The sequence below is a fragment of the Flavobacterium marginilacus genome (assembly GCF_026870155.1).
GTDB lineage: Bacteria > Bacteroidota > Bacteroidia > Flavobacteriales > Flavobacteriaceae > Flavobacterium > Flavobacterium marginilacus.
The window spans coordinates 4,981,478-5,007,463 of sequence record NZ_CP113975.1 but is presented as its reverse complement, the minus strand read 5'-3'; the positions used below and the strand labels follow the sequence as shown (position 1 = coordinate 5,007,463).

Sequence of the window (25,986 nt, the reverse complement as noted above, 5' to 3'; positions counted from 1 at the left end):
GTCTATTTTACATGAAAACAGAACATTGTTGTTCCTAAAGAAATAAAAAGCTGTTCGAGTCTTTTTATTTTTCTCGTTTTCAGAATAAAAAATACCACAAAATCACCAAGTCACATGAAAATAATTCTACCTAAATCTCAGATTTTAGCAGCTTTTTTGTTCTCTTTATTTATCCAGACAGCAGTGTCTGGAGCAACTATAACAAGTACTGGTACTGGAGGAAATTGGAATTCCGGCAGTTCTTGGGTAGGAGGTGTTATACCTACTGCAGCAGATGATGTTATAATAGCATCAGGAAGTACTGTAACCATTACAGCAGATGCTGCAGCAAAAAGTATTAGTGTCTCAGGAACTTTAATGGTTAATGACGGCGTTGTGTTTACAGTTGGAAGCAGTACCACTTCGGGGAATTTCACTGTAAATTCTGGAGGGAATTTTAGCACAGCTAATGGTTCTGGACTCTCAACGATAATCGTTTATGGAAATTATGTTAATAATGGTACTACCGATTTTTGGAAAAGCACCGTTATTATTGTAGGAGATTTGTTAAGTCCTGCTACTTCTCAATTACAAAAACAAGGAAATGTAATTGTCGGCGGGAATATTATTGGCGATTTTAATTTGACAGGAGGAAATGGAACCGGTCAGATTTATGCCGTAAATCCTAATGCAACAGTTACAATAACTCCTGTTTCTATAGACAATAATGTACCGCCGGGGACAACTGTGAATAATCCTCCAGAAACTCAGGTTTTAGTTGATTTGGTAAACACTGTTTTTTATGGAGTATGTCCGTATACAGTTAGCGGTACTTCAAATGCTATCGTCTGCACAAGTTCGCCTACAGCTGCTTTTACGGTTACTACCAGCGGCAGTTCGCCTTCCTATCAATGGCAGGTAAATTCAGGTTCCGGCTGGAGTGATTTGACAAATAGTGCTCCATATTCAGGAGTTACAACAAATACTCTTACAGTAACAATTTCTGGAACAAGTTTAAGCGGAAATAAATACAGAGCAAAAATCACTTCAGGAGGATGCACTAAAAACGGAGATTATGGAACATTAACTATAACTACTGTTTCTCCATCAACTCCAGGCACCATTACGGGAACTACACCTCAGTGTCCTTCGAATTCAGGGCAGATATATACAATCGCCGCTGTATCTGGAGCTACATCATATACTTGGACTGTTCCGTCAGGCTGGACTATAAATTCTGGAAACGGAACAACATCAATTTTTGTGACAACAGGATCAGTTGGCAATAATGGGAATATTTCTGTTACGGCTACTAACGGCTGCGGTACAAGTGCAGCTAAAACTTTTGCTGTAACAGTTGTTGCCACTACGGTGACAGCAGGAACAGTAAGCAGCAGTGCCAGTTATTGTTCTTTTACAAACAGTACAACATTAACCTTGTCCGGTACTTCTCTTCCTATTGGTAATGGAGCAGGAAAAGCTAGTGTAATAAGATGGGAAAGTTCAGTGGATGATTTTATAACTAGTACCGTGATTGCTAATACAGCAATAACTTTAACAGTAACAGATTTAAGTCTGACGACTAAATATAGAGCGATAGTGCAAGCAAATGCTGCTGGCAGCTGTCCTGAAGATTCTTCTCCTGCAACTATTACGGTTAATACTAAGCCGACTTCTGCTGTCAGCGGGACTGCAGTGATCTGTAATGGAACATCAGCAGCTATTTCTATAGCTTTGACCGGAACTGCTCCATGGAATTTGACTTATACTGACGGGACTACTCCAGTTTCGGTAACAGGAATAGCTTCAAGTCCATATACTTTTAATGTTACTCCATCATCCACAAAAACATATACAGTAACAGCTCTAAGTGATTCTAAATGTACAGCTGTGGCTGGTGACATGACGGGCAGTGCAGTAATTACGGTTAATGCCAGACCTGCTTCTGTTGTCAGCGGTACTGCAGTGACATGTAATGGTACATCAAAAACTATTTCTATAGCTTTGACTGGTACTGGTCCATGGAATTTAACCTATACTGACGGAACTACTCCTGTTTCTGTAACGGGCATAGCTTCAAGTCCATATACTTTTAATGTTACGCCATCATCCACAAAAACATATACAGTAACAGCATTAAATGATTCTAAATGCACAGCTGTGGCTGGCGACATGACGGGCAGTGCTGTAATTACGGTTAATGCAAGACCAACTTCTGCTGTCAGCGGCACTGCGTCGATATGTAATGGTACATCAGCAGCTATTTCTATAGCTTTGACCGGAACTGCCCCATGGAATTTGACTTATACTGACGGGACTACTCCAGTTTCGGTAACGGGAATAGCTTCAAGTCCCTATACTTTTAATGTTACGCCATCATCCACAAAAACATATACAGTAACTGCACTAAGTGATTCTAAATGTACAGCTGTGGCTGGCGACATGACGGGCAGTGCAGTAATTACGGTTAATGCTATTCCTTCAGCAGCAGCTATGACGGTAACACCGCTTACCTGTGTTGTTCCAACAGGTACAATAAAAGTTGATACACCAGTGCCGGCTTCAGGAATTATATATACCTTAACGGGTACTAATCCTGTGGTCGCTGCGGTAACAAATACTACAGGAGTATTTGCGAATCTAGCCTCAGGAGATTATGCTGTAACCTATCAAATAGGTTCAGGATGTGTTTCGGCAAGTGCATCAGCTGCATTACAGCCGCTGGCTGCAAAAACATGGAATGGCTCTTGGTCTCCTGCAGGCGCACCATCTCTGAATGATTTTGTTATTTTTAATGCCGATTATAGCCTCCCTGTTTCGGTAAACTCCTGCTCTTGTGTGATTAATACTGGTGTGATAGTAACGATTGCTTCTGGATTAGTTTTGAATATTATTAACGCTCTGGATGTTCAGGGGAGTCTGATTTTTGAGAACAATTCGAGTTTGGTACAGTTAAATGATAATTCTGTAAATCATGGAGCAATAACTTACAAACGCACTACACCTGGATTGAGAGATTTTGATTACGAATATTGGAGTTCGCCTGTTGTGGGTCAGAAACTAAGTGATTTGTGGGTTAGTGACAGGTATTACAGATATACTTTAGGAGCTTGGGAAGCACAGCCAGCAAGTACCATAATGGATATTGCAAGAGGATATATTATCCGTGTCCGTACCAGCAGTCCTCCTCTTTATCAAAGTGTTGCGTTTAAAGGAGTCCCTGTTAACGGACTTCAGTCCATACGATCTCAAGGAGCTGGCAGAACCAATTTAATAGGTAACCCATATCCCTCCGCTGTAGATGCAGAATCGTTTTTGATGGACAATGCAGACATTGCAGGAGGAGCTTTATATTTTTGGACGCACTATACAGCCAGACAATTGAATACTGCGGGCACTGCCTATGTTTATACAGCAGATGATTATGCGGTATTTAATCTTACTGGCGGAGGAGCCACTGCACCAAGCAGTCATGGTACCGGTGTAACTCCTATGGGAAAAATAGCAGCAGGACAATCCTTTTTTGTTGTGAGTGATTTGGATGATTATTTTAAATTTGACAATTCGATGCGGTTTGATCACGCCAGTCTTGGTCAATTTATTGACAACAGTCAGTTTTTCAAACAGTCTAATACTAAGAAAACAAAAGCAATTGAGAGAGCCAGAATCTGGCTGAATTTAACAAATGAAGGAGGTGCTTTCAAACAGCTATTAGTAGGTTATATTGCAGGAGCAACCAATGATTTTGATAAATTGTATGATGCACTAACCCGCAATGGGAATGCCTTCATAGATTTTTATAGTGTTAATAATTCAAAAAACTATACCATTCAGGGGCGCGCACTTCCATTTGACAAAGCCGATGCAGTACCGCTGGGGTATAAAACCACAATAGCAGGAACATTCCAGATTAGTATTGATAATACTGACGGCAGTATGGCTGACCAGACTATTTATTTGGTTGACAAAATGACTAATACAATTCATAATTTAAAAACAGGTTCTTATTCATTTACAACAGCAATCGGTGTATTCAATGACCGTTTTGTAATGCGCTTTACCGACAATACTTCTAAATTAGCAGCTGAAGACACTCAAGTAAAAGAAAATGGAGTTTTTGTATCCGTAAGAAACCGTGAGATAAAAATAAATTCTTTTGACCAGAATGTGTCTGCCGTAAAAGTGTATGATTTAAAAGGAAGCTTAGTATATGAAAAATACAAAGTTGACAAGAATGAATTCATTATTGATAGTTTAAACGCCAGTAATCAGTTTATGATTGTTATGGTACAATTGGAAGACGGCAAATGGATAAGCGAAGAAATTATTTTTCATGATTAACCGATGATTCCTTTTTTGAAATTTTTAATCCCATTCTGTTTATTCAGAGTGGGATTTTTTTGTACCGGCTTTAGCTTCTAAAAAAGTTTTTTTATAAACACATTCACAGATTTTCCGTAATCAAGTTTTGCAGACTTTACTCAGCTAACTAAACCACTACGAACTGAAGTTTATAGTGGTTTAGTTGTGTTTGGTATAATCTCATTGGATATTAGATGGTTAAGTATCTGGTTTGATTCTGATTGCTTTTTGTTTTGTTTTTTTGTAAACTTTCTTTTCCATTTATCGTAGTAAAACTTATATTTAACGAAAGTAAATATTCCTTCAGCGAAATACTGAAAGCATTATTTTTTAGAAAACCTACATTTGATACAGCAAATTAAAACACATACATTATGAAATCAGCAATTATAACCACTTTACAGTTAGTTAAAATAACCTGCAATACATATGGTTATTATGCAGTTCTAAGATTTTTTAATACCCTTCAATTCGAAGAATTTGTGCTTGTGACTACTGGTTTAGAAAGCTCAAGACAATCGTATTTAAAAAAAAGAATCGAGGTAAACTCTAAAACATAGGAATTTTGATAATTATACGATGCATGTTTGTAAAAATAAACGTATAAATAAATGTTTTTAAAGTTAGTTATTTGTTAATCAGGTATTTTAGTATTTTTTTTGATAATATAATTTTTTATTGTTTAATTTTGGCACGTAAAAATACGTGTTTATTTAGATATTAAATCAATCTAAAAAGAGTGTATTTTTAAAATACCACAAAACCCCAGATCATATGAGAATAATTATACCTAAACCTAAAATTTTAGCAGGTTTTTTATTGTTTGTTGTTATTTTATTTGGCAGCACAGTTTTTGGGCAGACAACAGGAGATTATCGTTCAAAAGCTTCTGGAACTTGGACAGCTGTTGCTAGTTGGGAATACTTTGATGGTTCTATTTGGATTCCTGCAACGAATTATCCAGGTCAGAGTGCTGTGGCTGGAGCAACTGGAACGGTAACAATTCAAGGAGGTTTTGCAATTACACTTAATACTAATTTACCAAATAGTTTTACTTCTTTAGTAATTGGAGGTACGGGTAGCGGAAAATTAATAGTTAGTGGCTCTTACACTGTTCAAACCACGAGCGTAACATTGAAATCGAATGGTATTATGGAAATTGGGGGTAATAACACGATTTCATTCCCAGCAAACACTTCGTTCGGAATTGATTCAGGGGCAGTATTACAGGGTTCAGGAAGTCCTTGCAGTAACAATACCGCTATTTATATAGGATCTTATAAAGTTTCAGCTTGTAATGGAAATGGAGGAGGAGCTCTTTCTAATTTTGGAGAATTTACTTCCAGAGGAGGAAACGGAAGTGCATCTTCAAATTCTCCTGTTTGTACAGGAAGTACTTTAACGCTTACAGCAACTCCGCCTTCGGCAACATCTGGAGGTTCATATACTTATACCTATAAATGGTCTGGTCCAGGAATTTCAAATCCTACAGCAAGTTCAAGCCCTACTTATACTATTTCTAACGCAGGCGCTAGTGTTGCGGGAACCTACACGGTTGAAATTAAGGATAATACTTTTGTTACGGAGGCGTCAACCACTGTTGTTATAACTCCAACTCCAGTGGGCGGAAGTTTAGATTATGCTACAACTCCAGTTTGTATAAATTCCTCTGTTTCATTGCATCTAAGCAATAGTATTGGTTCTATAGTGCGTTGGGAAAAGCGACTTAATAGTAGCAATTCATGGACAAATATTAATACTACTACTGTAAACTATACAGATACACCTTCACAGTCTGGAACTTGGGAGTATAGAGTTTTAGTAGGTAATGGGTCTTGTACGCCAGTTTACTCATCATCAATTAGTGTAGTTGTTAATCCAGAATTATTTATAACACTAGGAACAAATCCACAAGTAACACAATTATCAACTTCGACAACATTATCATATATTGCTAATAATGGTTCTGAATTTGATGTTGTATATACTGATCCAGTAGCAATAGCTGCAGGTTTTACTAACTTGCATGGCAATGTGTCTGGTAATTCAGGAAGTATTACGTTAAATATACCTTACTGTTTGTCTGCAGGAGTATATAATGCTAGTATCCGTGTTATTAAGCCTCTTAATGCGACTAATACCTGTTCGAGTCAGTATTATCCTTTTACAATAATAGTGAATTCTAATACAAGTGGAGGAACATTAAGTTCTGATCAAGTAATTTGTTCTGGTAATTCACCATCAAATTTAGTTTTGACAGGTAATTCAGGAGCCGTTGTAAAATGGCAAAAATCAAGTGATGCTGCCTTTACCAATCCAACAGATATCAATTCAACGGCGACAACTCTTAGTGGAGCAACAATCGGATCCTTAACTCAGAATACCTATTTTAGAGTTATTACCAATTATGCTGGTTGTAATAAAATAAGTTCTAACTCAATTTTAATTACAGTTGGACCTATAGCTGCCCCAACAATTGGAACAATAACTCAACCAACTTGTGCCACAGTAAAAGGAAGTTTTATGATTACAAATTATAATGCTTCATATACCTATAATATAGCACCTAATAGTGGAGTGACCCAATCGGGTTCTACGATAAATGCTCCAGAAGGCAGCTATACAATAACTGCCAGTAATATAAGTTGTGGGACTTCTGCAGTTACTAATTTTTCTATAAATGCTCAGCCTGTAGTTCCATCTATTGCAACAATTTCATCACCAGCTGCATTATGTTCTGGAAGTTCTTTGAATCCTACAGTACCTACAGTTACAACAAATGGTTCAGCAGTTACTTCACAAGGCTGGCAGATATCTACCACATCAGGCGGAAGTACTTATGGGACATTAACATTGCCTTACACGGTAGCTTTTGCCGATAATGGCAAGAACATTCGTTATTTTGCAACTAATAGCTGCGGAACAACAAATGGTACAGCAGTTGCAATAACAGTAAATGATAAGCCAGCGATAGCTTCAATAACAGCACCAACTGCTTTATGCGCGGGTGGCTCTCTAAATCCTACGGCACCAACAGTAACAGCAAATGGTTCAGCAGTTACTTCACAAGGCTGGCAGATATCTACTACATCAGGCGGAAGTACTTATGGAACATTAACATTGCCTTACACGGTAACTTTTGCAGATAACGGCAAGAACATTCGTTATTTTGCAACTAATAGCTGTGGAACGACAAACGGTACAGCAGTTGGAATAACAATAAATGATGTTCCAGCAATAGCTTCAATAACAGCACCAACTGCTTTATGCGCGGGAAGTTCTCTGAATCCTACAGTACCTGCTGTTATAGCTAATGGTTCAGCAGTTACTTCACAAGGCTGGCAGATATCTACTACATCAGGCGGAAGTACTTATGGAACATTAACATTGCCTTACACGGTAACTTTTGCCGATAACGGCAAGAACATTCGTTATTTTGCAACGAATAGCTGCGGAACAACAAATGGTACAGCAGTTGCAATTACAGTCAACCCAGCCCCAACATTAACAGCTGCTACACAAACAATTTTTGCCTGTTATAGTTCGCCAGCGACCATAAAACTAACAGGTCTGCTGTCTGGCAGTACATCAACAGTTGATTATACGATAGACGGTGTTGCGCAGACGTCAATTACAGGTTTAACTGCTGTATCAGGAGAAGCTAGTTTTGTTACAAGAAATCTAACAGCGGCAGATAATGGTAAAATATTACAGATAACAGGAATAACTGTTACAAGTGCTTCGCCAAGCTGCAGCAAGAGTTTTGCAGGTGTTGCCGGTATAGATATTACTTTGAATGTTAAAGCGGATTCAGGAGGTATTTCACTAAATGGCGGTACGGCAATAGCTTCTGGGGGGAATACTACTTTTTCTGAAAAGACTTCGGCTACTTTTAGTATTGCAGCTATACCTGGCGCTTCCAGCTATTCCTGGTATGTTCCGGCAGGCTGGAGTATTACGGCAGGCAGCGGGACTAATCAAATAACAGTTACAACTGGTACCGAATCCCAAAAGGAGAATGTTACCGTTACTGCTAATAATTTTTGTCCAAGTTCTTTGGGTGTTACTTTGACTTCAATAGCGCCTCCAGCTCCAATACCTACTAATGTAATTTCTGTTAAGTGCGGTACTTTAGGAAGTATATCATTCAATAATCTGCCTGCTGGCAGCTGGACGCTTAATGTTACAAAAGATGGTGTCGGCAGTACTGTTTCCGGATCAGGAAATACTTATACGCTGGCAAGTTTAACAGGCGGGAACTATACTTTTACAGTTACGGATGCTTATGGAACTTCTGTTTCCTCAGCTAGTGTAAATGTTGATCAGGTTGTAAAAACTTGGAAAGGTTCCGGATGGTTTATTGGTTCTACTCCAACTACAGTGCCTACTGTTGATGACGCTGTTGTTTTTGATGCCGATTACAGTGAAGCTGTTTCCGTAAATTCCTGTTCCAGTGTTATTAATCCTGGTAAAAAGGTTACTATTGGAGATGATAATGGTTCTGAATTAGTTTTAAACATTGAAAAAGGTTTGGATGTACAAGGGACTTTGACGTTCAAGAACAATGCGAGTCTGGTACAGTTAGATGATACTGCTGTAAATCATGGATCAATCACTTATAATCGGACTACTCCTTACTTAAAAGATTTAGATTATGAGTACTGGAGTTCACCGGTAGCTGGGCAAACGCTGAATGATTTATGGGTTAGTGACAGGTATTTTAGATACACTAACGGGGCTTGGGAAGCACAGACAGGCAGTACCACAATGGATGTAGGCAGAGGATATATTATCCGTGTGCGTACAGGCAGTCCTTTTGAACAAAAAGTTAAGTTCATTGGAGTACCAAATAATGGAATAAAAACAATAGCTGCACAAGGGGCTGGCAAAAGCAATTTAATAGGGAATCCATATCCTTCTGCCATAGATGCTGAAGCGTTTATGACGGATCCAAATAATTCAATGATTAATGGTGGTTTGTATTTTTGGACCCACTTTACGGCGAGAAAAGTAGATAATACAGGCACTAAATTTATCTATGATGCGGATGATTATGCTGTTTTTACTTTGTTAGGGTCTACTGCTCCATTATCGAATGCCGCAGGACCAATACCTGTAGGAAAAATTGCTGCTGGTCAATCCTTTTTTGTAATCAGCGATCAAGACGGTGACTTTACCTTTAATAATTCTATGAGGTTTGATATTGATAATGGCGGAATTGTGAATAACACTCAATTTTTCAAGCAGTCAAATACTAAGAAAACGGCAAAGATTGAAAAAGACAGAGTTTGGCTGAATTTAACCAATGACGGAGGTGCTTTCAAGCAGTTATTAGTTGGCTACGCTACAGGAGCGACCAATGATTTTGATAAATTATATGATGCTGTAACGCGCAACGGGAATGCTTTTATAGATTTTTACAGTGTCAATAATTCGAAGAATTATACTATTCAGGCGCGCAGCCTGCCATTTGACAAAGCCGATGAAGTACCTTTGGGTTATAAAACGACAATTGAAGGGACATTCCAGATCGGTATTAATAACGTTGACGGTGGTCTAGCGAATCAAACCATTTATTTAGAAGATAAATTAACTAATACTATTCATGACCTGAAAACCGGTTCGTATTCCTTTACAACAGCGACAGGTGTGTTTAATGACCGTTTTGTGCTTCGTTATACTAATACTTCTAAATTAGGTACAGGAGATATAGTAACAAAAAGCAAAGGATTTTTTGTATCAATAAGAAACCGCGAGATAAAAATTAATTCTTTTGATCAGACGATAAATTCAGTAAAAGTCTATGATCTGAAAGGGAGCTTACTTTATGATAAAAATAAAGTGGACAAGAATGAATTTATTATTGATACTTTAAATGCCAGTAACCAGTTTATGATTGTTATGGTACAATTGGAAGACGGTAAATGGTTAAGTGAAAAGATTATTTTTCACGATTAAGTAAATTTTCTTTTAAAAAAAGGTAATCCCATTCTGTTTATTCAGGGTGGGTTTATGATTTTAAAGGCAGCCTCCTTTATGAGAACAATAAAGTGGATAGCAATGAATTTACTGTAAATCATTTAGCGGTCAGCAGTCAGGTATTGATTGTTTCAGTTCAATTAGAGAACGGTAAAAGAGTCAGCGAAAAAATCATTTTTCAAAACTAAGTCTTTATATCCCGAATGATATTAATCTTGGAACGATTATAATTAAATAGAGGTGTAAAGATATTTTCTTATCTTTCTTAAAACAAAATTTTTATGGAATCATTCAAAGGCGAAAGCATTATCGATTTTTTCAACACATTCAAAACTGATTTAGATTGTTTAGAATATTTAGCATCAATAAAATGGAAAGGAGACTTTAGATGTTCAAAATGTAACCATACTAAATTTACTATTCGAAAATTAAATTTTGCCAGAGATTGCAACTTATGTCATCATGTTGAGAGCCCAACGGCAAATACTATTTTTCACAAAGTAAAATTTGGAACCCGTAAAGCTTTCGGAATTGTTTTTGAAATGAGTGCCACTACTAAAAGTTTATCCTCTTCTCAAATGGCAAAACGTTATTCAATTAGCCGGCCAACAGCATGGTTATTTATGCACAAAGTTCGTTCAGCAATGCATAGCAGTGAGTTAAACCCTGTTGTTGGAACGGTCTATGTAGATGAGTTTGTTTATGGTGGGAAAGAAAATTTAAAGCAAGGACGAAGTAATAACACTAAGAAAAAGAAAATTGTAGCCGCTGTGGAACTTGATGAAAAAGGAGGTGTAAAAAGAGCTTATTTTAAAAGAATTGACGATTATTCGTCTGACGAACTTGGCAAGATTTTTCAAAGTCATATTTCGCCGGAAGCAAAAATAAAAACGGATAAATGGACAGGATATAAACCATTAAAAAAGCAATATAATATTGAACAAATTAAGAGCAATACTTCTGATTTTTTTCAAATAAACACCATTATCCATCAGGTAAAAGCATGGTTAAGAAGTACCTATTCTTGGATGCATGAGCAAAATATTGAAAAGTATCTTGATGAATATAGCTATCGATTAAATAGGTCGATACACAAGCAAAGCATATTTAACAATCTAATTATAAAGATGATGAATCAAAACCATATTGGTTTACAAAAAATTAAAATAAGTATATAACTTTACACCTCTATAATTAAAATTAAAACCCCAGTTTCAAGATGAAATTGGGGTTTCTAATTTTAGAATAAAACTTTTATTTTCCTTTGATAGAAGCTTCCAGATTTTTTTCAATAATATGATTTGGACGTGTCCATTTAGGTTTTTCTCCAAGAGATTCAAATTGAGAATCTACAGCTTCTACAGTTGGTCTCTGTGCGGCCTTTTTAAATGGTTTTTGAGGTTTCAGCCCTAATAAATCAAACATTTTCATGTCTTCGTTTACATCTGGGTTTGGAGTTGTCAGTAATTTATCACCTGCAAAAATAGAATTGGCACCTGCAAAGAAACACATGGCCTGACCTTCGCGGCTCATATTTGTTCTTCCTGCAGATAAACGCACTTGTGTATGCGGCATTACAATTCTGGTGGTAGCAACCATTCGAACCATTTCCCAGATTTCTACTGGTTTTTCGTCCTGCATCGGAGTGCCTTCTACAGCAACTAATGCATTAATAGGAACAGATTCCGGCTGCGGATTCAAAGTTGAAAGAGCAACAAGCATTCCTGCTCTGTCTTCAACGCTTTCTCCCATTCCTATAATACCGCCGCTGCATACAGTAACACTGGTTTTACGAACGTTTTCTATTGTTTGTAGACGGTCTTCAAATCCTCGGGTAGAGATTACTTCTTTGTAATAATTCTCAGATGTATCTAAGTTATGATTGTAAGCATAAAGACCGGCTTCTGCCAATCGCTGTGCTTGGTTTTCGGTAATCATACCCAAAGTACAGCATACTTCCATGTCCATTTTGTTAATTGTACGTACCATTTCTAGAACCTGGTCAAATTCAGGACCGTCTTTTACATTTCTCCAGGCAGCTCCCATACATACGCGTGAAGAACCTCCGGATTTGGCTTGAAGTGCCTGCGCTTTTACTTGGTTTACCGACATTAAATCGTTTCCTTCAACGCCAGTATTGTATCTTGCCGCCTGCGGACAATACCCGCAGTCTTCAGAACAGCCGCCTGTTTTAATAGATACTAAAGTTGATACTTGAACTACATTTGGGTCATGGTGTTCCCTATGGATAGTAGCCGCTTCAAAAAGCAGATCCATCATAGGTTTATTATAAATAGCAATTATTTCTTCTTTTGTCCAGTTGTGTTTTGTGATACTCATTGATCCTTTATTTTGATGCTTCAAAAGTAATCAAATTGTTATAAACAACCAACGAACGGTCTTTAAAATGACTTATTTCGAATTGATTAAAATAGTTTAATCGGCGGCAAATTTGTCGTTATAATACAGCATGAGCAGCATAGTCACAATTACCGACGAAGCCATTCCTTCAAAAAACAGCGTGAAGCAATACATGTTAATAGAAGGGTGTCCGCCGAACAGAAAAGTTTCAGATAAATTTTGTATATATTTATTACCGCCCCGCATATAACTGTAAATTAATAAACCAATAATGGATAAAAAAACACCAACTATCGAAGTGACCATCGCTGCTACAGCATTTTTAACAAAGTTTTTCTTTCCGTGGGAAATTCTCGACTGCAGGGTGTCATTTACGGCATAAACAATAAATACGATATTTAATAGTCTTAAATAAAAAAGATTAGACAAACCTAAGAATTCCATCAAAAGGAAATAAGTTCCTATTGATATAAAAATAAAGTACCCGTTTTTAATTTCTTTTTTTACTTTCATGTCGTTAGTTATTTAAAGTTAGAAATTCAGTATCTTATTAGTAATCATGTAGGTTGTTATAAATTTACAAAAAATAAACGAAATCGATGTAATTAATCTGTAGAGAGTTTCATTTCGTTTGAAGAAAAAAAAGGAATTAAATGCTTGAATTGTTATCCGTAAAGGTGTGAAGATGAAAAATAAAATAGTTTGTGCTTTGAGTTTTCACGTAAGCAGCAGGAAATGGTTTAAAAAAATCAAAAGGTTAAGCGCAATAACATTGCGGTTTGGCTATTGACAATGTTTTAGGCGATTCAACAGTGAAGATTCTTCTTTCGTGAGGAAGACAGATTTTCGATAATCCTATCCCGTAGCGAGATTGCTTCGTTCCTAGTAAACACATACACAAAGAGTCATTGCGAACGCAAACGAAGCAGTCTCATCATGTTTATTCACTCAAAGTAATTTCACAATATTAAAGGGAATCTTTGGCGGGTAATTTTGCGGAAATATTTTAATGGTTTTCAAAATAGGTCAAAGCCGTATTCTTATCTTTTTCCAATTGTGCTTTTAAATGTTCAACCGAAGCAAATTTTTCTTCATCTCTGATTCTTTTCAATATAGAAACAGTAATTTTTTGATCGTATAAATCTCCGTCAAAATTAAAATAATTAATTTCTATAGTCTGATTTTTACCGTCAACAGTTGGATTAAAACCAATATTCATCATTCCTAAAACACTTTTGGAGCCGATGATACTTTTTACAATATATACGCCGTTTTTTGGAATTAGCTTGAAGTTTTCTTCTATTTTTAAGTTGGCAGTTGGAAATCCAATAGTTCTTCCAAGCTGTCTGCCTTTGGTAACAATGCCGGTTAGTGAATAATTGTAACCCAGATATTCATTGGCAAGAGCCATATTGCCCTCGTTAAGAGCATGTCTTATTTTAGTAGAGCTTACAGATACTTCCTTAATTTCCTGAGCCGAAATTTCTTCAACTTCAAAGCCATATTGTTCTCCAAAAGCTTTTAAATCATCAATATTTGCAGTTCTGTTACGGCCAAAACGATGATCGTGGCCAATAATTATTTTGTGGATATGGAATTGATCTACAAGTACTTTTTTTACAAATTCTTCGGCAGTCAATCTGGAAAAATTTTCATCAAAAGGATGAATTACTAAATTTTGAATTCCAATCTGATCCAGTAATGCTGTTTTTTCATCAATTGTATTGAGCATTTTTATACCCGAATCCTCTTGTAAAACCATTCTGGGATGCGGGAAAAAAGTAAGAACTAAACTTTCATACTTTTCGTTTTCTGTATTTTGTGTTACTTTTTCCAGAATTTTTTTATGGCCAAAGTGAACACCGTCAAAGGTTCCCAAAGTAATAATCGTTTTTTTTGCCGTTTTTCCTGAGGTAATGTAGAAATCGTCTATAGAATGAAAAATTTTCAAAGTGCCAGTGTTAATTTTTTTGCAAATTTATACTATCTATTTTAAAAGTAGGCGAAGAAGTTTTTATTTTTAAATGTTTTGAATCTTCAAACTCGTTTTTAAGCTTTAAAATCATGCATGGTAATGTATTCCAATTATTAATTTTTTGAAATTGTTATCATTCATAGTATATTCCATTGCAAATAATTTAATTTTGTTTGTGTTTTTTTGGTTTATTAAATTTAATAACTGTATATGAATAAATTATTTTTTTGCTTAGGGATTCTTGCAATGAGTTTTTCTGCATTTTCGCAAGGGAATTCCGCTTGGAAAGAAGTCGGAAGTACTCAAAAAACTGCTGTTAACAAGCAAAATGACAATATACAGTCCGATGCAAAACGATTATTTGCTTTAGATTTAAACCAATTCAGGCATTCTCTTGTTTCTGGCTCAGCCGGCCAAGGTGTTTCTATAGAAATTCCTAACAGCGATGGTAAAATGGAGCAGTTTTTAGTTGTGGAATCTTCTAACTTTGTTCCTGAGCTGCAATCACAATATCCTGATATTAAATCCTATTCTGGAACTGGAATCACAGATCCCGGAGCTTCTATTAATTTTAGTATTGCTCCAAATGGCGTGCAGTCAATGGTTTTAAGAGGAGGCAGTGTTTCAGAATTTATTGATCCCCTTTCTGGCAGCAAATCCATTTATGCGGTTTCGGCTTCCAAAACCAGAAGCAAAGGAAGTCTGCCTCTAACCTGCAAAACGGCTGATGTTGTTTTGAATCAGGGTTTGACTAAAAAAACAAATGAATTAAAATCCAGTAATGGAGTGTTTAAAACCATGCGGCTGGCATTGTCCTGTACGGGTGAATATGCTCAATACTTTGGAGGTACTGCCGCAGATGCCCTGGCAGGAATGAATGCAACAATGACTAGAGTGAATGGAGTTTTTAACAGAGATCTTGCTGTAAAATTATTGCTTGTTGCCAATGAATCGGATATCATATTTACAAATGCGGCTACCGATCCTTATTCTGATGCTTCAATTGGTATGGATCCAATTAAGGATTGTACCGGCGATTGTCCGTCTCCTTGGAATCAGGAACTGCAAAGTACTTTAACATCCAAAATAGGTGAAGCAAATTATGATATCGGCCATTTGTTTGCCGCGTCAGGTGGCGGTGGTGATGCAGCCTGTATTGGCTGTGTATGCAGTGCTCTGCACAATACAAATTCAACACCTGTTTATTCACTCGGTAAAGGGAGCGGTTATACTTCACCATCAAACAGCAAACCCGAAGGTGATCTTTTTGACATCGATTTTGTAGCACATGAAATGGGGCATCAGCTAGGGGCAAATCACATTTTTTCTTATGATGTAGAGGGAACAGGAGTAAGTGTTGAACCAGGAAGCGGTTCCACTATTATGGGATATGCCGGAATTACTGATTATGATATTCAGAATCATTCGGATGATTATTTTTCGTATGCTAGTATTAAGCAGATTCAAGATAATTTATCAATTAAATCCTGTCCAGTCAAAACAGCATTAAGCGGTCAGACGCCAACAGCAAGTGCTGGTGCTGATTATACTATTCCGAAAGGAACGCCTTTTGTTTTGAAAGGAACCGCTTCTGATCCTAATGGTGATGTTATGACCTATTGCTGGGAACAAAATGATTCGGCTGCAAGCTCAGAAAGTGGTGGAAACAGTATTGCTTACAGTACCAAAACTACGGGGCCTACTTTCAGGTCATTTTTGCCTAGCAGTGTTACCAATCGTTATTTTCCAGCTTTCGAAAGAACATTGGTTGGACAGTTGAGTACAACTTGGGAATCTGTTTCTAATGTTGGCAGAGCATTAAATTTTGTATTTACCGCCAGAGATAACGCAGCTTCGGGTTTAGCGCAGACGTATTCAGACGCTATGGTCGTTACTGTTGATGGTGCCAAAGGTCCGTTTGCTGTAACATCACAGAATACTTCTGGCACCAGCTGGGGTTTAGGTTCATCCCAAACTATTACTTGGGATGTGAATGGAAGTAATTTATTGTCAGGGTCAGCTAATGTAAATGTTAAAATGTCTATAGACGGAGGACAGACTTTTCCAATTGTTTTGGCTTCCAATACCCCAAATGATGGTTCTGAAGTAATAACCGCTCCGTCTACAGCCGCTAAGAGCTGCAGGATTTTGATAGAACCTACGGGCAATATTTTCTATGCGTTAAACAGTACTTCATTTACGTTAGGCTACAGTATTCAAACCACTTGTAACACCTATACTTTTGCGGCGCCTTATACTATTCCTGAATCACAGACTTATGCAGAGAGAACAATTGTGGTTCCAGCTTCTTCAGGGGAAATTACCGATGTTAATTTTAATGTTAGTTTTACGCATACCTATATTTCTGATGTTCAAATTGAAGTGGTGAGTCCGAATGGGACTACTGTAAAGCTGTTTGATAAATCCTGTGGTGCGACAAATACTAACCTGATTTTGACCTATGATGATCTGGGAGGAACACTAGCATGTGGAATTAAAACCAGTCAGACTGTAGGTCCCGCTGGTGTTTTGTCAGCTTTCAATGGAGAAAATCCTCAGGGAACTTGGAAATTAAGGTTTAGGGATACAGGAGTTGGAGATTCAGGTACAATAGATGCTGCGTCAATCCAGATATGTTCAAGTGCTTATGTGCCTTTGGCTGTTCCTGATTCTGAAATTAATAATTTTATACTGTACCCTAATCCTAATAAAGGAAGTTTTACTATTAAATATAAAAGTGAAAATGCAGAAAATTTATTGGTTACTGTAACTGATTTGTCTGGGCGGAAATTTTATCAGAAAACAATTAAAAATACAGGCGGTATCAGCGAGTTTGTTCAGCTCCCAAATGTAGCTGCCGGAACTTATATTGTTACACTTATAGATGGTAGCCGAAAAGAGAGTGCTAAGATCATTGTAAATTAAATGGCTGGAGTAAAGCTTGGTTATTTTAGAACTATTAATAATGTTTTATTGGTCTCCAATTAGAGTTTAAAACTATGCACTTTCAGTGCATCTCGCTTTAGCTTCTAAAAAAGTTTTTGCCATAGATTCACAGATTTTAAAATCTTTTTTTATCTATGAATCTGTGGCAAAATTTCATAAATTTTCGCAATCCAGCCTTTGCAGACTTTCAGTCTGCCTAACCAAATCTATGGATTTTTAGTCCATAGTGGTTTAGTTATCTTGAAGAAGTCTGTAAATCAATGTTTTGTTTAGTTGAGCATATGAAGTTGTCGTTTTGTCATTCCAAAGAATGAGAAATCTCACTAGTGATTCATGTTATGTGATTTGTTTTGCCGGTTTACTATTTTCGAGTGATATCCGAATACTGGATTAATTTACTCCCAAACACGCTGTAGCTGCCACATGTTAGCGTTAATACTTTCTTGCCCATCTGTTTTATAAACAAAAAAACCTCGGAAGCATAACTCCCGAGGAATTTTTAAAACTAACTTTCATTAGTTTCTAAACTAGATATCTAACTAATAACCAAATTTTATATAATAACTAGTATATTTTTAAACTACTTAACCGAAAATTTAAAAGTAGTTTTTGTTTTATAATTTTCTCCTGGACTTAATACAGTCGTTGGGAAATCTTTTTGATTTGGAGAATCTGGGTAATGCTGTGTTTCAAGACAAAAACCAGTTCTGTGTGCATATGTTCCGCCGTTTCTCATTGGTAAAGTTCCGTCAAGGAAGTTACCAGAGTAGAATTGAATTCCAGGCTGGTCAGTATACACTTCCAGTAGTCTTCCGTTTGCAGGATAGTAAGCTGAAGCAACCAAACGTTCTCCTTTTCCTTGGTTGTTTAAAACCCAGCAGTGGTCATAACCCAACCCTTTTTTCAATTGGTCATCACTTGCATTGATTTCTTTGCCAACCAATTTTGGTTTTCTAAAATCAAAAGGAGTATTAGTTACATCTGTCAATTTGCCAGTTGGAATTAGAGTAGCATCTACTGGAACTAATTTATCAGCATCAATAGTGATTTCATGATCTAAAATTGGTTTAGAGAAATCAGAAGACAAATTGAAGTAAGAATGCTGTGTCAAGTTTACAACTGTTTTCTTGTCAGTAGTCGCTTCATAAAGCACGTCTAGTGCATTGTCTTTGTTTAAAGTGTAAGTAACAAAAACAGTTAAGTTACCAGGGTAACCTTCTTCCATGTCTTTGGCAACATACTTCAATTTTAATGATGCAGTATCTCCTCCTTTGGCCTCCTCAGCAGTCCAAACCACTCTGTGGAATCCTTCCGGACCACCGTGTAAGGCATTTGTGCCATTATTAATAGCTAAAGAATATTGCTTGCCATCCAAAGTAAATTTACCTTTTGCAATACGGTTACCAAATCTTCCAATCAATGCTCCAAAGTAAGGATTGGCTTTTTGGTATTGTTCCAATGAATTAAAACCAATTACTACCTCTTCAGATTTCCCTGCTTTATTAGGCACTTTTAGGGAAGTAATAATACCGCCATAGGTGATGATGTTTACTTCCATCCCTTTTTGGTTTTTCAACGTGTAACGGTCTATCTGATCTCCTTTTTCGGTTTTACCATATACCGTTTTTACTATCGATACAGAATCTGTAGCTTTAGCTTCTAAGGCAGCACTAGCTGCTTCCTCTTTTTTCTCTCCTTTGCACTGTACATTCATACTTACTAAACTTAAAATGGAAATTCCATAAACACAACGTTTTACTAGATTCATATATTTTATTTTTTTTTGGTTTACTACTTTATACAAAACAATCAATTTTGTTCCTCAGTCTGATAAAGCCTTGCCATATCATAAAAATAAGAAACACCAAAGCAAAACAATACTTAGATTGGAATATTTTAACATATTAAGCATTTGGGCGTGACCCTTCGTGAAAAACTTCGGGTCGGGCTTTCCGTTCCCGCTTTTTTTATTTGGCAAAAAAGCCAAATAAAAAAGAGCTCCACTATAATCCCTCACGCGGACTCCTGCTAACCAACCTATTTTAATTTTAAAAGAGAAATAGTTTTAAATCAAAAACTCTAATAAAATCACTCCTACAGAATTTTCAAAACCCTGCAGGAGTTTAACTAACTTAACTAAACAATTTTTTATAACAATCCATCTGCGAAGCATTGTGTATTACAGGTTTTTTAACCACCTGCAGTTCACAATTCACCGCTCAATTGTTTTATAGTTTATGCTGAAACAAATGGAAATAAGCTTCATTAGCATTGATAGTATCCTTGAAATTACGGATAGTCGTATTGGCATCAATCACCAATAATTCGATACCAGCAATATCAGCGAAATCTTCCATGAATTCGGTAGTTACCGCTTGGCTGTAAACAGTATGGTGCGCGCCTCCGGCAAGAATCCAGGCCGTAGCAGCTACATCAAGATTTGGTTTGCAGTCCCATAATACACGTGCTACTGGAAGTTTTGGCAATTCAGCCATTGGTTTCACAGCAGTTACTTCGTTTACAATTAATCTGAAACGGGTTCCCATATCTACTAATGAAACGTTGATAGCATCACCAGCAGGAGAATTAAATACTAAACGTGCAGGATCTTCTTTACCGCCAATTCCTAATGGATGTACTTCACAAGATGGTTTTCCGTCAGCGATTGATGGACAGATTTCAAGCATGTGTGATCCCAAAACATAAGATTTTTGTGGAGTAAAGTGGTATGTATAATCTTCCATGAATGAAGTCCCTCCTTCAAGTCCGATATTCATAACTTTCAAAGCTCTCACCATTGCAGCTGTTTTCCAGTCTCCTTCTCCTCCAAAACCATAACCATCAGCCATTAAACGCTGTGTTGCAATTCCTGGAAGCTGTTTCCATACTCCTAAGTTTTCAAATGTATCTGTAAATGCTCCAAAACCTCCTTCTTCAAGGAAAGCTCTTAAACCTAATTCAATTTTTGCTGCATCAACCAAAGACTGTCTTTGTGCTCCGCCTTCTAAAAGTGATGGAGTCAGATTGTAAGAAGCTTCGTAAACTGCTAATAAATCAGCCAATTGAGCATCGGTTACTTTTTCGATATGTTTAGTCACATCTGAAGAATCGTATCCGTTTACAGACATTCCAAAACGCAGTTGCGCTTCTACTTTATCTCCTTCTGTTACTGCTACTTCACGCATATTGTCACCAATACGGGCTACTTTTAAGTTTTGTAATTCGTTCCAGCCTAAGGCAACTCTTGTCCAGTTTCCTAGTTTAGTCAAAACGCGGTCTTCCTGCCAGTGTCCAACGATTACTTTGCGTTTTTTGCGCATTCTCGACATCATAAAACCAAATTCTCTGTCTCCGTGAGCCGACTGGTTCAAGTTCATGAAATCCATATCGATTGTTGCCCATGGGATTTCGGCATTGTATTGTGTATGTAAGTGGCACAATGGTTTATTCAAAATACTCAAACCGCCGATCCACATTTTTGCAGGAGAGAAAGTATGCATCCAAGTGATGATTCCAATACAGTTTTTGTTTGAATTAGCTTCTAGGCACAAATCCAATACCTGTTTTGGCGATTTCAAAGTGTCTTTACAAACCACTTTTACTGGAATCTGAGAGGCTTCATCAAATCCTTTTGCCATAATTGCAGCATGTTCTGCAACTTTTAATAACGTTTCAGGCCCGTATAATTCTTGGCTTCCTACTACAAACCAAACTTCTTTTTGAGAGATATCTATCATTATGTTTTTATGTTTAATCGTTTATTTGTTTAATTGTTTTAATCGTTTATTTGTTGAATCGATTAAACCAATAAACGATTCACCTAATAAACAACTTGGCTACTGTCCGTAATAGGAATCCTTACCGTGTTTGCGTTCGTAATGCTTTTTGATCAAAGAATCCTTCAATCGCGGTGCATTAGGATTAATCTGCAGTGTCAGGTAAGCCATCTCGGCAACCACTTCAAGAACCTTAGAGTTGTAAACTGCTTTAGCAGCATTTTTTCCCCAGGCAAAAGGACCGTGATTTCCTATTAGCACCATTTCTGTTTCTTCGTAATTAAGATTTTTTTCTTTGAAACAATCTAAAATCTGGATTCCGGTATTGTGTTCATAGTTTCCTTCGATAAGGGCGTCAGCCATTGGAGGCGCGCACGGAATGTCAGAAGTTAAATGATCGGCATGTGTCGTTCCGAATATTGGAATGTCTCTTTGTGATTGTGCCCAAGCTACAGAATATGTAGCATGAGTATGTGCAACACCGCCAATGTTTGGCCAATTTTTGTATAAATAGGCATGCGTTTTAGTATCCGAAGAAGGGCGCAGGCTTCCTTCGATGATGTTGTTGTCAAAATCAACAATGACAATGTCCTCAGGCTTTAAGTTTTCATAAGGAACACCGCTTGGCTTGATGGCAAAAACACCTTTTTCGCGGTCAACCGCGCTTACGTTACCAAAAGTATAAACTACCAGATTCAATGCATTCAGCTGCATATTTGCTTCGTAGCACTCTTGTTTTAAATCTTTATATATAGAGCTCATTGTGTTGTTTTTTAATAGATGGATCTGCAAATGCACTTAATTGTTCGTAAGCCAAAAGCAGTTTGTTGTAAGCAGCAACTTTGTCTAATTCAGGGGTGTATTCACTTTCAAATGGGCTTCCCATTTTTTGGCTTGCTTCGATTACATTTGGATATATTCCGGCAGCAACAGCCGCATAAATGGCAGCTCCCAATGCTGGTGCCTGATCGGATAAAGCTACTTTGATTGGCTTGTTCAATACATTGGCTAATGTCTGCATGATGAATGGTGATTTGCGGGCAACACCTCCAATTCCGATTACGGTATCAATACGGACACCTTCTTCTTCAAAACGATCCACAATTTTTTTGGAACCAAAACAAATTGCATTTACCAATGATTTGAATACATGCGGTGCTTTTGTTCCTAAGGATAAGTTTGATATTGCACTTTTTACTTCCTGATTAGCGTCTGGAGTTCTTCGCCCGTTAATCCAGTCTAACGCAACTGGTATGCTTTCTGTTAACGGAATTTTTTCTGCTTCGGCAGTTAATTCAACAATTAACTTGTCGCTGATTTCAGCTTTCAATTGTGCTTTTTGTTCTTCATTCAATAGAGCAGAAGAGGAAAGCAGGTTTTCAGTCGGCCATAATAAAAGTTCTTTGTACCATGCCAATACATCTCCAAAAGCAGATTGTCCCGCTTCTAGTCCGATATAACCTGGAATTACAGAACCATCTACTTGACCGCAGATTCCGCGAACTGTTTTTGTTCCGATAGATTCTTTAGTATCAACAATAATATCACACGTTGAGGTTCCCATTACACGGACCAAAGTGCGTTCGTCTATTTTTGCTCCTACAGCTCCTGAATGAGCGTCAAAAGTTCCAACTGCAATAATTGTATCGGTAGAAAGCCCTAATCGGTCAGCCCACTCTTTATTTAAATTTCCAGCAGCTAAATCGGATGTATACGTTTCATCGTATAATTTGCCACGGAGCGAAGCCAGATAGGGATCTAATTTTTCTAAAAATGCTGCTGGCGGCAATCCATTCCAGTCTTCGTGCCACATGGCTTTGTGACCTGCAGCACAGCGGCTTCTTTTGAAAGTCTTTAAATCTTTATCGTCAATTAGCAGATATGTCATTAAATCGCAATGTTCCATCCAGGTGTAAGCTGCTTTTTTTACAGCTTCGTCTTCTCTGGCAACATGTAAAATTTTGGCCCAAAACCATTCAGATGAATAAATTCCTCCTTCATATTTTGTAAAATCTTCTCCGCCCCAGCTGGCTGCTAATTCATTGATTTCATTGGCTTCATTGATAGCAGTATGGTCTTTCCATAATACCATCATGGCATTTGGATTATGTTCAAAACCTTCGGTCAAAGCTAGTGGTGTTCCATCTTCGGCAACTGGTACTGGTGAAGATCCTGTAGTGTCTATACAAATGCTTCGAATAAGAGAAGGATCTACTTTACTGTTTTCGACTACATATTTTATGGTAGTTTCTAACCCTTCGATATGATCCAAAGGATGCTGGCGAAACTGATTTATTGAGGCATTACAATATTCTTTGTTTTTCCATCGCTTGTAGTCACAAACGCTGGATGCTAATTCCTGCCCATTTTCAGTGTCAATCAATACTGCGCGAACAGAATCTGAGCCATAATCTAATCCTATTACATAATTTTTCATCACGATTCTTTTTATATATTGCAAATATAGAATAATTATTTAATAAGTGTGTAATAAACACTTAATTTATTTGGAGCTGAAATTATTTTAACTTTAACTTCAAAATTGTTACAGAATAGGCAGGTACATTCAATGATGCTTTCTCGCTTTTTAGTGTATATGCGCTTTCTTTCGGGCTGATTTTTTTAGGTGAAGCAAATGAGTTTTCATCAGTAGTGTTTGGACTTGTAAGTGTAATTACTGTTCCATTTGACTGGAATTTGCTTCCTTTTAAATCTATCGTAAGATCCTGTGCTTTTGCAGCGGTGTTTACCACTTTTACAATAACTTCTTTAGTGTTAACATCTTTTACTGCCGATGCAAATAAATCGTTTTGGCCGGTCACAGCTTTTCCATCTTTGGTGACTGCTAATAAATCAGTTCCTTTATTGTTAGCAAACAGTTTTTGTACATAGTAATTTGGCGTACCAAAAGACTCTAAATTATTAAACCAAATCATATCTGGTGTCCATTGCCAGCCTTCTTCGTGAGCAAATAAAGGTGCGTAGGATGTAAGATGAACCACTTCGGCGTTACGTTCCATTCCAGTCATAAAAGCGGCTTCGGAAAAAGCACACTCCCAGCTGTTTTTATTTTCGGGGCTTGCAATAGCTACAGATTGTGCTGCATATTCTCCTGCGAATATTTTTGGTCCTTTGCGGTCATAATTGTCGTAACGGGTAACGTTTTCTCTAAACCATTTTGGATCTTTATAATAATGCTCATCAATAATTTCGGCGTTTAGTTTTTTAAGTTCTGAATGCGCATATTCGAAGTAATCTCCTTCAGGGAATGGTCCGCTTCCTGAAACAATTGTAATTTCCGGATGTTTTGCTTTGATTGCTTTTTCGAATACTTTATAACGTTCGATATAATCTGTACCCCATTGTTCGTTTCCTACTCCAATAAATTTCAAATTAAACGGTTTTGGGTGTCCCATATCGGCGCGTACTTTCCCCCAAGGAGTATCAATTCCGCCATTGGCAAATTCAATTAAGTCAATCGCGTCCTGCACATAAGGATCCAGCTGATCCATTGGTGCTAATTCGCCGGTATTGAACTGGCAGGCCATTCCACAGCTTAAAATTGGCAGGGGAGAAGCTCCAATATCTTCGGATAATTGAAAATATTCATAAAATCCTAAACCAAAAGACTGAAAATAATCAGGTGCAGGTTTGTGTGCAAACTCTGTATTCCAGCGGTTCACCAAGATTTCTCTATCATCAACCTGTCCAACCGTTTTTTTCCATTGATAGCGCCCAACCAGAGTTCTGCCCTCAACAATACAGCCGCCTGGGAAACGCAGGAAACCAGGTTTCATATCATATAATAATTGTACTAAATCTTTACGAAGACCATTTTTACGGTTATTCCAGGTTTCTTCTGGGAATAATGAAATCATGTCCAGATCGATAGTTCCATTTCCTTCAAAAGTAAAACGCAGTTTTGCCTTCGCTTCTGTAGCAGTTGGAATAAGCTGTGCAGTGTATTCTTTCCAGTCTGAAGTGGTTGGAGCAATACTTGTTTCGCCTAAAACTTTATTGTCTTTTCCGATGAATTGAATAATTATCTTCGAAATGTTTCCTGCTTCTTTGGATGCTTTTAGGGTCAGATTGTATTTTGCTCCGCTTTTAATTCCCATTCCTCTGAAACCTTCATTGATGATTTCATAGCCCTTGGCATCTTTTACCGTGATTCGGCAATAATTATGATTGGTTCCTTTTTTTGAAAATTGAACCGGAACAGCAATCCCGGATTCGGTATTGAAATTGTGCCTGTCACTTTTTGGCTGTTTCCATCCCATCAATGGATCATCAAATTCAAATGAGCGGTTTTTGACCATTTCGGCATACAAACCGCCATCGGCAGCAAAGTTGATGTCTTCAAAAAAGATACCATACATTGTCGGCTGGATTTTGGTAATAGTCTTACTAGTATTTACTTCGAGTGTCGTTTTTTGAGCATTGGCATAAATACCATTTAGCATTAGTCCGCAAAGTGCTATTTTTGTGATTAAATTTGATTTCATATATTTTATTTTAAGATCTGATGTGATACGGCCAAGCTTTAGTAACTTATTCGCTTAACTTCTTTTAGCGGTAAAGTATACATTTGCTGATTTTAAAATGCCT

At 37.2% G+C, this 25,986-nt stretch carries 14 protein-coding genes; 6 read left to right on the top strand and 8 right to left on the bottom strand.

Features of this window, described 5'->3' with window-relative positions; genetic code table 11:
• Positions 1-114 precede the first annotated feature (114 nt).
• The 5 genes from OZP07_RS20825 to OZP07_RS20810 all read left to right on the top strand — a co-directional run bounded on the left by OZP07_RS20825 (position 115) and on the right by OZP07_RS20810 (position 11,498).
• A complete protein-coding gene (locus OZP07_RS20825) occupies positions 115-4,320 on the top strand; it encodes a DUF8693 domain-containing protein (RefSeq protein ID WP_281636611.1) in 4,206 nt (1,401 codons plus the stop codon).
• 395 nt (positions 4,321-4,715) lie between these two features.
• Positions 4,716-4,901, top strand: coding sequence for a hypothetical protein (locus tag OZP07_RS20820; protein ID WP_281636610.1), 186 nt, complete (start codon positions 4,716-4,718; stop codon positions 4,899-4,901).
• A 214-nt stretch (positions 4,902-5,115) separates the two neighbouring features.
• On the top strand, positions 5,116-10,299 hold the full coding sequence (locus tag OZP07_RS20815) for a DUF8693 domain-containing protein (RefSeq protein WP_281636609.1): 5,184 nt from the start codon (positions 5,116-5,118) through the stop codon (positions 10,297-10,299).
• A 92-nt stretch (positions 10,300-10,391) separates the two neighbouring features.
• Positions 10,392-10,508, top strand: a complete 117-nt coding sequence (locus OZP07_RS22295) for a DUF8694 domain-containing protein (RefSeq protein ID WP_432419542.1) — start codon at positions 10,392-10,394, stop codon at positions 10,506-10,508.
• A gap of 93 nt (positions 10,509-10,601) precedes the next feature.
• Positions 10,602-11,498: an IS1595 family transposase gene (locus OZP07_RS20810; RefSeq protein WP_281636608.1), complete on the top strand. Its 897-nt coding sequence runs from the start codon at positions 10,602-10,604 to the stop codon at positions 11,496-11,498.
• 76 nt (positions 11,499-11,574) lie between these two features.
• Here the strand turns inward: OZP07_RS20810 and bioB are convergent, their stop codons facing one another.
• The 3 genes from bioB to OZP07_RS20795 all read right to left on the bottom strand — a co-directional run bounded on the left by bioB (position 11,575) and on the right by OZP07_RS20795 (position 14,632).
• The gene (gene bioB, locus OZP07_RS20805; protein ID WP_281636607.1) at positions 11,575-12,660 is read right to left on the bottom strand and encodes a biotin synthase BioB; all 1,086 of its coding nucleotides are present in this window, start codon (positions 12,658-12,660) and stop codon (positions 11,575-11,577) included.
• Positions 12,661-12,756: 96 nt separating this feature from the next.
• Positions 12,757-13,194, bottom strand: a complete 438-nt coding sequence (locus tag OZP07_RS20800; protein WP_194643732.1) for a hypothetical protein — start codon at positions 13,192-13,194, stop codon at positions 12,757-12,759.
• A 493-nt stretch (positions 13,195-13,687) separates the two neighbouring features.
• Positions 13,688-14,632, bottom strand: coding sequence for a bifunctional riboflavin kinase/FAD synthetase (locus OZP07_RS20795; protein WP_281636606.1), 945 nt, complete (start codon positions 14,630-14,632; stop codon positions 13,688-13,690).
• A 234-nt stretch (positions 14,633-14,866) separates the two neighbouring features.
• Between OZP07_RS20795 and OZP07_RS20790 the strand changes: the two genes are divergently transcribed.
• Complete coding sequence (locus OZP07_RS20790; RefSeq protein ID WP_281636605.1) at positions 14,867-17,581, top strand: reprolysin-like metallopeptidase; 2,715 nt, start codon at positions 14,867-14,869, stop codon at positions 17,579-17,581.
• A 601-nt stretch (positions 17,582-18,182) separates the two neighbouring features.
• Here the strand turns inward: OZP07_RS20790 and OZP07_RS20785 are convergent.
• From OZP07_RS20785 to OZP07_RS20765, 5 genes are all read right to left on the bottom strand, one after another.
• Complete coding sequence (locus OZP07_RS20785; protein ID WP_281636604.1) at positions 18,183-19,370, bottom strand: aldose epimerase family protein; 1,188 nt, start codon at positions 19,368-19,370, stop codon at positions 18,183-18,185.
• A 460-nt stretch (positions 19,371-19,830) separates the two neighbouring features.
• The gene (araA, locus tag OZP07_RS20780) at positions 19,831-21,339 is read right to left on the bottom strand and encodes an L-arabinose isomerase (protein ID WP_194643740.1); all 1,509 of its coding nucleotides are present in this window, start codon (positions 21,337-21,339) and stop codon (positions 19,831-19,833) included.
• A 99-nt stretch (positions 21,340-21,438) separates the two neighbouring features.
• Positions 21,439-22,140 (bottom strand): L-ribulose-5-phosphate 4-epimerase, encoded by a 702-nt coding sequence (locus OZP07_RS20775; RefSeq protein WP_281636603.1) that lies wholly within the window; start codon positions 22,138-22,140, stop codon positions 21,439-21,441.
• Entirely contained in the window at positions 22,124-23,815 is a 1,692-nt protein-coding gene (locus tag OZP07_RS20770) for a ribulokinase (RefSeq protein ID WP_281636602.1), read from the bottom strand. Before OZP07_RS20770 ends, OZP07_RS20775 begins: the two co-directional genes overlap by 17 nt.
• A gap of 82 nt (positions 23,816-23,897) precedes the next feature.
• The gene (locus OZP07_RS20765) at positions 23,898-25,883 is read right to left on the bottom strand and encodes an alpha-L-arabinofuranosidase C-terminal domain-containing protein (RefSeq protein WP_281636601.1); all 1,986 of its coding nucleotides are present in this window, start codon (positions 25,881-25,883) and stop codon (positions 23,898-23,900) included.
• Positions 25,884-25,986 lie beyond the last annotated feature (103 nt).

Coding starts and splice junctions, on each gene's coding strand:
- OZP07_RS20825 (WP_281636611.1), top strand. CDS start 115: ATGAAAATAATTCTACCTAAATCTCAGATTTTAGCAGCTTTTTTGTTC.
- OZP07_RS20820 (WP_281636610.1), top strand. CDS start 4,716: ATGAAATCAGCAATTATAACCACTTTACAGTTAGTTAAAATAACCTGC.
- OZP07_RS20800 (WP_194643732.1), bottom strand. CDS start 13,194: ATGAAAGTAAAAAAAGAAATTAAAAACGGGTACTTTATTTTTATATCA.
- OZP07_RS20765 (WP_281636601.1), bottom strand. CDS start 25,883: ATGAAATCAAATTTAATCACAAAAATAGCACTTTGCGGACTAATGCTA.
- OZP07_RS20775 (WP_281636603.1), bottom strand. CDS start 22,140: ATGAGCTCTATATATAAAGATTTAAAACAAGAGTGCTACGAAGCAAAT.
- bioB (WP_281636607.1), bottom strand. CDS start 12,660: ATGAGTATCACAAAACACAACTGGACAAAAGAAGAAATAATTGCTATT.
- OZP07_RS20785 (WP_281636604.1), bottom strand. CDS start 19,370: ATGAATCTAGTAAAACGTTGTGTTTATGGAATTTCCATTTTAAGTTTA.
- OZP07_RS20810 (WP_281636608.1), top strand. CDS start 10,602: ATGGAATCATTCAAAGGCGAAAGCATTATCGATTTTTTCAACACATTC.
- araA (WP_194643740.1), bottom strand. CDS start 21,339: ATGATAGATATCTCTCAAAAAGAAGTTTGGTTTGTAGTAGGAAGCCAA.
- OZP07_RS20815 (WP_281636609.1), top strand. CDS start 5,116: ATGAGAATAATTATACCTAAACCTAAAATTTTAGCAGGTTTTTTATTG.
- OZP07_RS20770 (WP_281636602.1), bottom strand. CDS start 23,815: ATGAAAAATTATGTAATAGGATTAGATTATGGCTCAGATTCTGTTCGC.
- OZP07_RS20790 (WP_281636605.1), top strand. CDS start 14,867: ATGAATAAATTATTTTTTTGCTTAGGGATTCTTGCAATGAGTTTTTCT.